This window comes from Pseudomonas fluorescens (genome assembly GCF_019212185.1).
GTDB lineage: Bacteria > Pseudomonadota > Gammaproteobacteria > Pseudomonadales > Pseudomonadaceae > Aquipseudomonas.
Window position 1 is genome coordinate 6,332,778 of the sequence record NZ_CP078138.1, and the last position, 9,468, is coordinate 6,342,245.

General features: G+C 60.9%; 9 protein-coding genes. 3 read left to right on the forward strand and 6 right to left on the reverse strand.

Going from position 1 to position 9,468, the window contains the following annotated elements:
• Positions 1–6: 6 nt before the first annotated feature.
• The 4 genes from sutA to glnK form a co-directional block, all read right to left on the reverse strand.
• Positions 7–333, reverse strand: coding sequence for a transcriptional regulator SutA (gene sutA, locus KW062_RS28735; protein WP_027616847.1), 327 nt, complete (start codon positions 331–333; stop codon positions 7–9).
• Positions 334–434: 101 nt separating this feature from the next.
• Positions 435–860, reverse strand: a complete 426-nt coding sequence (locus tag KW062_RS28740; protein WP_027616846.1) for a secondary thiamine-phosphate synthase enzyme YjbQ — start codon at positions 858–860, stop codon at positions 435–437.
• A gap of 215 nt (positions 861–1,075) precedes the next feature.
• The gene (locus KW062_RS28745) at positions 1,076–2,413 is read right to left on the reverse strand and encodes an ammonium transporter (protein WP_027616845.1); all 1,338 of its coding nucleotides are present in this window, start codon (positions 2,411–2,413) and stop codon (positions 1,076–1,078) included.
• Between the two features lie 35 nt (positions 2,414–2,448).
• Positions 2,449–2,787: a P-II family nitrogen regulator gene (gene glnK, locus KW062_RS28750; protein WP_002555808.1), complete on the reverse strand. Its 339-nt coding sequence runs from the start codon at positions 2,785–2,787 to the stop codon at positions 2,449–2,451.
• A 417-nt stretch (positions 2,788–3,204) separates the two neighbouring features.
• Here glnK and KW062_RS28755 point away from each other — a divergent pair, with 417 nt between their 5' ends.
• Positions 3,205–3,465: an accessory factor UbiK family protein gene (locus KW062_RS28755; protein ID WP_027616844.1), complete on the forward strand. Its 261-nt coding sequence runs from the start codon at positions 3,205–3,207 to the stop codon at positions 3,463–3,465.
• A 117-nt stretch (positions 3,466–3,582) separates the two neighbouring features.
• Positions 3,583–5,076, forward strand: a complete 1,494-nt coding sequence (locus KW062_RS28760) for a YifB family Mg chelatase-like AAA ATPase (RefSeq protein WP_105753579.1) — start codon at positions 3,583–3,585, stop codon at positions 5,074–5,076.
• Here KW062_RS28760 and KW062_RS28765 read toward each other — a convergent pair.
• Positions 5,070–5,993: a LysR substrate-binding domain-containing protein gene (locus tag KW062_RS28765; protein WP_027616842.1), complete on the reverse strand. Its 924-nt coding sequence runs from the start codon at positions 5,991–5,993 to the stop codon at positions 5,070–5,072. The genes KW062_RS28760 and KW062_RS28765 overlap by 7 nt on opposite strands.
• Positions 5,994–6,143: 150 nt before the next feature.
• Between KW062_RS28765 and KW062_RS28770 the strand changes: the two genes are divergently transcribed.
• Positions 6,144–7,541: a NorM family multidrug efflux MATE transporter gene (locus tag KW062_RS28770; protein ID WP_105753729.1), complete on the forward strand. Its 1,398-nt coding sequence runs from the start codon at positions 6,144–6,146 to the stop codon at positions 7,539–7,541.
• Here the strand turns inward: KW062_RS28770 and KW062_RS28775 are convergent.
• Positions 7,538–9,208 carry a putative bifunctional diguanylate cyclase/phosphodiesterase gene (locus KW062_RS28775; protein ID WP_027616840.1) on the reverse strand — a complete coding sequence of 557 codons (1,671 nt, stop codon included), beginning with the start codon at positions 9,206–9,208 and terminating at the stop codon, positions 7,538–7,540. The two genes, KW062_RS28770 and KW062_RS28775, sit on opposite strands and share 4 nt — an antisense overlap.
• Between the last annotated feature and the right edge of the window lie 260 nt (positions 9,209–9,468).

A 9,468-nucleotide genomic window follows, 5' to 3' on the forward strand; every position in this document is an offset into this window, starting at 1 on the left:
CAGTCCTTAGATAGGACGGCTGCCGTACTTGTTATCAGGCTTCTTTGGCGGATCCGCCACCACGTTGGCCTCGACTTCCTGAACCTTGCCACCTTTGGCCAGGAACTCTTCCATCGCGCGGGCCAGAGCATCACGCTCTTTGTTCTTGGCTTCGACACTCGGCAGCTCGTCTACCGACACCGCAGCCTTGGCCTTGCCCTTGGCGGTCGGGGCCGGCGTGTCATCACCGCCATCGTCGTCGGCAACGTCTTCGGCTGCCGCTTCAAGGCCTTCTTCGGTCTCGTCTTCGTCGCCTACTTCGAGGTCGTCGTTTTCCAGATCATCGTCGCTCATGTTCTACCTCATGACTTGCGAAAAGCAGATTAGTTATAGCCCAGCCTGGTCGCCTGTCGACGACTGCCAGAAAAAATTCAACATCCACCGGTAACCAGTGGTTATGCCCCTTCACCGTGCAGGGTGACGAGGACTTTGCGAGCACCGCCATGATCGCGGTGCTCGCCCAGATAAACACCTTGCCAGCTGCCTAACGCCAATCGGCCTGCCGTGATGGGCAAACTCAACTGACAGCCTAGCAAACTGGCCTTGAAGTGCGCCGGGAGGTCGTCCAGGCCTTCGTCGTTATGCTCATAGCCGGCTGCGCCTTGTGGGATCAGCCGATTGAAGAACCGTTCGAAGTCGCGACGGACCGCCAGATCGGCATTCTCGTTGATGGTCAACGACGCCGAGGTATGCTGCAGCCACAAATGCACCAGACCGACCCGGAATGCCTTGAGTTCAGGCAAGCCGGCGAGTAACTCGTCCGTTACCAGATGAAAGCCCCGAGGCCTGGCCCGCAGGGTTATCAGAGTCTGTTGCCACATACAGTTCTCCGCACGTTCGGGGCGCATTCTAGCGCGCTCTGGAAAAAAACAAAGACCCTAATATTCCTTCGTTGCTGTAAGCCATCGCCCCTACAAAAACCTGCAGTAGAAACCCCGGTAAAGGTCCAGGAAAAATCCTTTCAGCCAGCTCTGCAGTGAAATATTCCGGACAAAAAAATGCCCGGCAAGCCGGGCAAGTTTTTTCGGGCGCCAGCTTACAAGTTGTAGCCGCGCTCGTTGTGTTGAGCCAGGTCCAGGCCGACTGCCTCTTCCTCCTCGGTGACACGCAGACCCATGACGGCATCCAGCACCTTGAGGATGATGTAGGTAACGATACCGGTGTAGATCACCGTGAAACCTACGCCTTTGCACTGAATCCAGACTTGTGCGGCGATGTCAGTCACAGTGCCGAAACCGCCCAGGGCCGGTGCTGCGAAGACACCGGTCAGGATCGCGCCGAGGATGCCGCCGATACCGTGCACGCCGAAGGCGTCGAGGGAATCGTCGTAACCCATTTTGCGTTTCAGGGTGGTGGCGCAGAAGAAGCACACCACGCCCGCCGACAGACCGATCACCAGAGCGCCCATTGGGCCCACGGTGCCTGCCGCTGGAGTAATCGCTACCAGGCCGGCTACCACGCCCGAGGCAATGCCCAGTGCGCTTGGCTTACCATGGGTCAACCACTCGGCCAGCATCCAGCCCAGGGCTGCAGCAGCGGTTGCGATCTGGGTGACCAGCATCGCCATGCCCGCAGTGCCGTTGGCCGCAGCGGCGGAACCGGCGTTGAAACCAAACCAGCCGACCCACAGCATGGCCGCGCCCATCAGGGTGTAACCCAGGTTATGCGGAGCCATCGGCGTGGTCGGGAAGCCTTTACGCTTGCCCAGCACCAGGCAGCAAACCAGACCAGCGATACCGGCGTTGATGTGCACTACAGTGCCGCCAGCGAAGTCCAGCACGCCCCAGTCCCACATCAGGCCGCCGTTGCCGGACCAGACCATGTGCGCAATAGGTGCGTAGACCAGGGTGAACCAGATACCCATGAAGACCAGCATCGCGGAGAATTTCATGCGCTCGGCGAAAGCACCGACGATCAGCGCCGGAGTGATGATCGCGAAGGTCATCTGGAAGGTGATGAATACCGCCTCGGGGAACAGCGCCGCCGGGCCAGTCAGACTCGCTGGTGTGACACCGGCGAGAAACGCCTTGCCCATGCCGCCAAAGAACGAGTTGAAGTTGACGACGCCCTGCTCCATACCCGTGGTATCGAACGCGATGCTGTAGCCATAAATGACCCACAGAACACTGATCAACCCGGTAATGGCGAAGCACTGCATCATCACGGAAAGAACGTTTTTCGAGCGCACCATACCGGCGTAGAACAAAGCCAGGCCGGGAATGGTCATGAACAGCACGAGGGCTGTCGAGGTCAACATCCATGCAGTGTCGCCGGAGTTGAGGACTGGGGCCGCCACTTCGTCTGCCGCCATGGCCAGGCTGGGCATTACGATGGACAACAGGGCTCCTAGCCCTGCGAATTTACGCAGAGTCATATTGTTTTCTCCTGGGGCGTTGGGTTTGTGGCGGCTTAGATTGCGTCGGTATCGGTTTCGCCGGTACGGATGCGAATCGCCTGTTCCAGATTGACCACGAAGATCTTGCCGTCACCAATCTTGCCGGTGTTGGCCGCCTTGGTTATCGCCTCGATAACCCGATCAAGATCCTTGTCGTCAATGGCGACATCGATCTTCACCTTGGGCAGGAAATCGACCACGTATTCCGCGCCGCGATACAGCTCGGTGTGACCCTTCTGCCGACCGAAGCCTTTGACCTCAGTGACGGTAATGCCCTGCACGCCGATCTCTGACAACGACTCGCGTACGTCATCCAATTTGAACGGCTTGATGATGGCAGTGACTAGCTTCATGAAAACTCTCTCCCGAATAGGTGGACTTGCCCCAGGAAAACAAACCCGACTCAAGTCTAAGCGCAGTGCCTGGCTTTGTAACGCATCGTCGGCCGTACCCGCCCGACTGACACCAGTTAACCGCTGCCGGCGAAACTCCCCGTTTCGCCTGCCGCACTGCGTTCGTCACAGCGACTGCATCAGTGCAGGGGTCACAGTGGTCTTAGCAGAAAGCTTGCCATGTCCTGAAAAGCGCGTGATTTCAATCTCTTAACCGTCAAAGCCCGCGAATACGCAGGATTCGGACTGGCGTTACGCACAATAACGGTGCGCCGACGGACGGCAGAATGCGCGAAAAGCGTGCGCAGGCAGCCGCATCAATGAGCCACGAAGCTGCGTGTTACACTGCCCGCCATCCGTTTTAAGGACCTCTCTCCCATGCTTGCACCCAAAGACCTGCTCGACGCCCTCAGCGGCCATGCCTCCCGCCTGTTCAGCGGCGATACGCCGTTGCCGAAAAGCGAAATCGAAAGCCAGTTCAAAGCCCTGCTGCAAAGCGGCTTCAGCAAGCTGGACCTGGTAAGCCGGGAAGAGTTCGACAGCCAGATGGTCGTGCTGGCGCGCACCCGGGCGCGGCTGGAGAGTCTTGAAGCGAAAGTGGCGGAGCTCGAAGCCAGACTCAATCCGAACGCCGAGTAATACCTCTACCTGCAATATTCTGCGAAGGTTTCGCGCCCGCCACCGGGCGCTAAAACACCATTGCCCATCTACCCTTGAACAACCGCAGGAAGCGGCTCTCTCGTTCAAGGAATGATCATGTCCCTATCCATCGTCCACAGCCGCGCCCAGGTCGGTGTCGAGGCGCCTGCCGTTACTGTTGAAGTGCATCTGGCCAATGGCTTGCCGTCGCTGACGATGGTCGGCTTGCCCGAAGCGGCGGTGAAGGAAAGCAAGGACCGGGTGCGCAGTGCGATCATCAATTCCGGACTGCAATTTCCCGCACGGCGCATCACCCTGAATCTCGCACCCGCCGACCTGCCCAAGGACGGCGGCCGGTTCGATCTGGCGATTGCCCTGGGGATCCTCTCTGCCAGTGTGCAAGTCCCGACCCTGAACCTGGATGACGTCGAGTGCCTGGGTGAGCTGGCGTTGTCCGGCGAGGTCCGGGCGGTTCGCGGTGTGCTCCCGGCGGCACTCGCGGCGCGTCAGGCCGGACGCAGCCTGGTGGTGCCCTGGGCCAATGCCGAGGAAGCATGCCTGGCTTCCGGACTGAAGGTGATCGCGGTGCATCACCTGCTCGAGGCGGTGGCGCATTTCAACGGGCACACGCCCATCGAACCTTATGCCTCCGATGGCTTGCTGCATGCCAGCAAACCCTATCCCGACCTCAGCGAAGTACAAGGCCAGGCCGGCGCCAAGCGGGCCCTGCTGGTTGCGGCGGCAGGTGCACATAACCTGTTGTTCTGTGGACCGCCAGGCACCGGGAAGACCTTGCTGGCCAGTCGTCTGCCGGGGCTGCTGCCACCCCTGACCGAAGGCGAGGCACTGGAGGTCGCGGCAATCCAGTCAGTTGCCAGCTGCATGCCCTTGAGCCATTGGCCGCAGCGGCCTTTTCGACAACCGCACCACTCGGCTTCCGGACCGGCGCTGGTGGGCGGCAGCTCTAAGCCCCAGCCCGGGGAAATTACCTTGGCCCATCACGGTGTACTGTTTCTGGACGAGCTTCCGGAGTTCGATCGCAAGGTTCTGGAGGTCCTGCGCGAGCCCATGGAATCCGGGTACATTGTGATTTCTCGAGCCCGCGACCGCGTACGATTTCCGGCACGCTTCCAATTGGTCGCAGCGATGAATCCCTGTCCCTGCGGTTATCTCGGCGAGCCCAGCGGCCGCTGTTCCTGCACGCCCGATATGGTCCAGCGCTACCGCAACAAACTCTCCGGCCCTTTGCTCGACCGCATCGATTTGCACCTGACCGTCGCCCGCGAGGCGACCGCGCTAAACCCTGCCGTAGCGCCCGGTGACAGCAGCGCGAGCGCCGCCGAGCGGGTCGCCCAGGCCCGTGAAATCCAACAGCAGCGCCAAGGCTGCGCCAATGCCTTTCTCGATCTGCCGGGCCTGAAAAGCCACTGCAAGTTATCCACAACTGACGAAAGCTGGCTGGAAAACGCCTGCGAGCGGTTGACCTTGTCGCTGAGGGCTGCGCACCGGCTGCTCAAGGTGTCGCGGACTCTGGCGGACCTTGAGCAAGCCGACACCATCAGCCGCGAGCACCTGGCCGAAGCGCTGCAATACCGACCAGCGAATCAGTGATCGAGACGCTCGACGTTCGGCAGCTCCATCGCGGCTACCTCGGCCTGCAGAAAATCACTGAGTCGACGCAGGCGCTCTCCGCCCGGACGAGTCTTTGGCCATACCAGGTAGTAATTCAAGCCACTCGCCACGGTGGTCGGCCAGGGCAGGCTGAGACGCCCTTGCGCCACATCCTCGGCCACCATCAACAGATCGCCCATCGACACGCCATACCCCCGCGCCGCAGCAATCATCCCCAACTCCAGGGTATCGAACACCTGCCCACCCCTTAGCGATACCTGTTCGGACAGCCCCATGCGCTCCAGCCAACTGCGCCAGTCACGGCGATCGGGCGTGGGGTGGAGCAGTTCAGCGTCGATCAGGCGCTCGACATCCCAGGGCTGATCGTTGAGCAGATTCGGCGCACCCACCGGAATCAACAATTCGGGAAACAACAAGCTGGCCTCCCAGTCAGGGGGGAAATGCCCATTACTGAGCAAGACTGCGCAATCGAACGGTTCGTGATTGAAGTCCACCGAATCGACGTCCATCCAGGCGCTGGTCAACTGCACCTCATTGCCAGGCTGCAGGTGGCGAAACCGACTCAGACGCGCCAGCAGCCAGCGCATGGTCAGGGTCGAAGGGGCTTTCATGCGCAGGATGTCGTCTTCGGCGCGCAAGGTGTTACAGGCGCGTTCCAGCGCGCCAAACCCTTCGCGCACGCCAGGCAGCAATAGCCGAGCGGATTCAGTCAATTGCAAATGACGTCCACTGCGCAGAAACAATCGGCAGGCAAAATGCTCTTCCAGCGTACGAATGTGCCGGCTCACCGCGCTTTGAGTAATGGACAACTCCTCGGCCGCACGGGTGAACGAGCTGTGACGCGCCGCAGCCTCGAAGGCGCGCAGGGCATAAAGCGGAGGAAGACGACGAGACATCAGGAAAATTCCTATAGCGCAGACGGCGAGCCCGATAAACAGCATGAGTTTTAATCATGCGAGCAATCGTTTTTATCCTTTTGTGCAATTGCCTGCAAGCGCCGAAAATCATCGGCTCCCACCCCTTCATGGAAGACGAGCGTGATGATCATGCAGCATCCAGCACGTACCGAACTGCGAGCCATCATGCGGCTGGCGGGGCCGTTGATTGCCTCGCAGTTGGCGCACATGCTGATGGTCCTCACCGACACCCTGATGATGGCCAAAATCAGCCCCGAAGCGCTGGCAGGGGGTGGTCTGGGCGCAGCGAGTTACTCGTTCGTGTCGATTTTCTGTATCGGCGTGATTGCCGCTGTCGGCACCCTGGTATCAATCCGTCACGGTGCGGGTGACATCATCGGTGCCGCACGGCTGACCCAGGCCGGGATCTGGCTGGCGTGCCTGATGGCCGTGGTGGCAGGCCTGCTGCTGTGGAACCTCAAGCCGGTGTTGTTGCTGTTCGGGCAAACCGAAAGCAACGTCACCATGGCCGGCCAGTTCCTGACGATCCTGCCATTCGCCCTGCCCGGTTACCTGACGTTCATGGCATTGCGCGGCTTCACCAGCGCCATTGGCCGGGCAGCTCCGGTGATGGTGATCAGCGTGATCGGCACCGTGGCCAACTTTGTACTGAACTACGCGCTGATAACCGGGATGTTCGGCCTGCCGAAAATGGGCTTGGTGGGCATCGGCCTGGTCACCGCTATCGTTGCCAGCTGCATGGCGTTGGGCCTGGCTTGGCACATTCATCGGCATCCGGCGTACGCGGCCTATCCGTTGCGCAAGGGCCTGTCACGGCTCAATGGCCAGTACCTGCGCGAGCTGTGGCGCCTGGGCCTGCCTATTGGCGGCACTTATGCGGTGGAGGTCGGCCTGTTCGCCTTCGCAGCCTTGTGCATGGGCACCATGGGCAGTACCCAGCTCGGCGCCCATCAGATCGCCCTGCAAATTGTTTCGGTGGCATTCATGGTGCCCGCAGGCATGTCTTATGCGATCACCATGCGCATCGGCCAGCACTATGGCGCAGGGCAATTGCTCGACGCGCGCCTGGCCGGGCGGGTCGGCATTGGCTTTGGCGCGTTGCTGATGCTGGGTTTCGCCATGGTGTTCTGGCTGCTGCCGAATCAACTGGTGGGCTTGTTCCTCGATCACGACGACCCGGCGTTTGCCCAAGTGATCGCCCTGGCAGTGAGCCTTCTTGCGGTGGCCGCATGGTTCGAGCTGTTCGATGGCGTACAAACCATCGCCATGGGCTGCATCCGCGGGCTGAAGGACGCCAAGACCACCTTTCTCGTGGGTCTGGGTTGCTACTGGCTGATTGGTGCACCGGCGGCCTGGTGGATGGCGTTTCATCTCGCCTGGGGGCCTACCGGCGTCTGGTGGGGGCTGGCGCTGGGCCTGGCCTGCGCGGCTGTCAGCCTGACCCTGGCATTCGAGTGGAAGATGCAACGGATGATCCGCCAGGAGCCGTCAGTCCAGGCCGGTTTCAGGATGACTCAGGCGGACTAGACCCGTTCGACCAGCGCCTGCTGGCTGCTGCCGAACGTCAAATACTCCACCAGTTCCGCGAGTGGCAACGGTTTGCTGATCAGGTAACCCTGTACCTGATCGCAACCGAACCCGCGCAGCAAGGCGAGCTGCTCCGGGGTTTCCACACCTTCGGCGACCACCTGCAGATGAAGGTTATGCGCCAGGTTGATCATCGCATGCACCAACTTGCGGTTTTCTTCACGCAACTCCATGCCGCCGACAAAACTCTTGTCGATCTTCAACAGGGCGATCGGCAGGCTGTTGAGGTGCACGAACGAAGAAAATCCGGTGCCGAAGTCGTCGAGGGAAAAACGCACCCCCAGCCGCCCCAGGGCATCCATGGTCTGCTGCACCAGGTCACTGCGGCGCATCACAGCGGTTTCAGTGAGTTCGAACTCCAGCCATTGCGCATCGACTCCACGCTCGGCAATCAGCCGGCTCAAGGTCGACAACAGTTGGCTGTCCTGGAACTGGCGGAACGACAGGTTCACCGCCATGTGCAACGGCGGCAGGCCACGTTCGCGCAGCGCCTGCATGTCGCGCAATGCCCGGGAGATCACCCAGTAACCCAGCGGCACGATCAGCCCGCTCTGCTCGGCCAGCGGCACGAACTCACTGGGTGGTAGCAGGCCGCGCTCGGCATGCCGCCAACGCACTAGGGCCTCCAGGCCGACAATTTGTCCGTCGTGCAGGTCCAGGCGCGGCTGGTAGTGCAGTTCCAGTTCATCCCGACGCAAGGCGCGGCGCAACTCGCTTTCCAAATCGGCCATGCTGCGGGCGTTGCGATTGATCCGCTCGTTGAAAATATGAAAGGTGCAACCCTGGGTGCTCTTCGCCTGCTGCATGGCTATGTGCGCATGCCACATCAGCGGGTCGGCGCCGGCCTGGGCCCGCGCATGGGCGATGCCCAGGCTGGCGCCGAGCAGCAGGCTCTCGCCATCCACCCAATAAGGTTCGGACAGCACTTCCGTGATGCGTTCGGCCATCCACTCGGCCCGCTGCGGCGCGCGCCGGGTATCGATCAACAAGGCAAATTCGTCGCTGCCCAAGCGTGCCAACTGATCGCCGGCCTCCAGTTGGCTCTTGAGCCGCGAGACGACTTGCAGAATCAGGCGATCGCCGGCCTGATGGCCGAGGGCATCGTTGGCGTACCGGAAGTTATCGAGGTCAAGGTGCCCAAGCGCCAGGCCACGCCCTTCGTTTTCCGCCAGGCGTGCGGCCAGCAACGTCTGAAAGCCCTGGCGATTGGCGATGCCGGTAAGCGGGTCCTGTTCGGCCAGGCGTTGCAAGGTGTTTTCCAGCAGCCCGCGCTCACGCACATGACGCAGGCAACGGCGCAGGACATTGCTGTCGAGGAGATCGCTAACCAGCCAGTCGCTGACACCGTCGGGCGTCGCAACAGGTTCCTGTTCGAGCAACAGGACAGTGGGCAGATTGCACCGACCCGGCTCCGGTTGCAGGGAAGGAACGGTCAGCAGTACCGCGCTGCGGTTGTCGGTAAACAGACTGCTCACCGACTCCCAGGTCGGCGCACTAATCAATACAGCCGAGCTCCCCATGGGGGCCAGACACTCGCGCAACAACGCCGCCCATGCAGGCTCTTCAGCCAGCAGCAGCAAGCGCAAGGGTTCGACAGGCGTAGACAAGCTAGCTCCCTAGACTCTGCAAAGAGGGTGGCAACTGGAATATGACGCGCGTTGGAGCAATGGCCAATGCCAACGAATACCAAACGTACGTAGCGCTTCGGATCGAACATTAGCCGCAAATCCAGCACGCATCCTGCGCGAAAGTAACAAAACCGGCAAATTTAGATCGAGTGCTACGTCACAAGTCGGAGAGAGGCGGCAGAATCCTTGCTTCCTGTTAAAATGCCCGCCCTTTTCGCCAATGACTCCTTTTGAACCTC

What these genes read in the sequence shown, in the direction of transcription:
- glnK (WP_002555808.1), bottom strand. Translation starts at nt 2,787, where the DNA reads ATGAAGCTAGTCACTGCCATCATCAAGCCGTTCAAATTGGATGACGTA.
- KW062_RS28755 (WP_027616844.1), top strand. Translation starts at nt 3,205, where the DNA reads ATGCTTGCACCCAAAGACCTGCTCGACGCCCTCAGCGGCCATGCCTCC.
- KW062_RS28760 (WP_105753579.1), top strand. Translation starts at nt 3,583, where the DNA reads ATGTCCCTATCCATCGTCCACAGCCGCGCCCAGGTCGGTGTCGAGGCG.
- KW062_RS28745 (WP_027616845.1), bottom strand. Translation starts at nt 2,413, where the DNA reads ATGACTCTGCGTAAATTCGCAGGGCTAGGAGCCCTGTTGTCCATCGTA.
- KW062_RS28765 (WP_027616842.1), bottom strand. Translation starts at nt 5,993, where the DNA reads ATGTCTCGTCGTCTTCCTCCGCTTTATGCCCTGCGCGCCTTCGAGGCT.
- KW062_RS28770 (WP_105753729.1), top strand. Translation starts at nt 6,144, where the DNA reads ATGCAGCATCCAGCACGTACCGAACTGCGAGCCATCATGCGGCTGGCG.
- sutA (WP_027616847.1), bottom strand. Translation starts at nt 333, where the DNA reads ATGAGCGACGATGATCTGGAAAACGACGACCTCGAAGTAGGCGACGAA.
- KW062_RS28740 (WP_027616846.1), bottom strand. Translation starts at nt 860, where the DNA reads ATGTGGCAACAGACTCTGATAACCCTGCGGGCCAGGCCTCGGGGCTTT.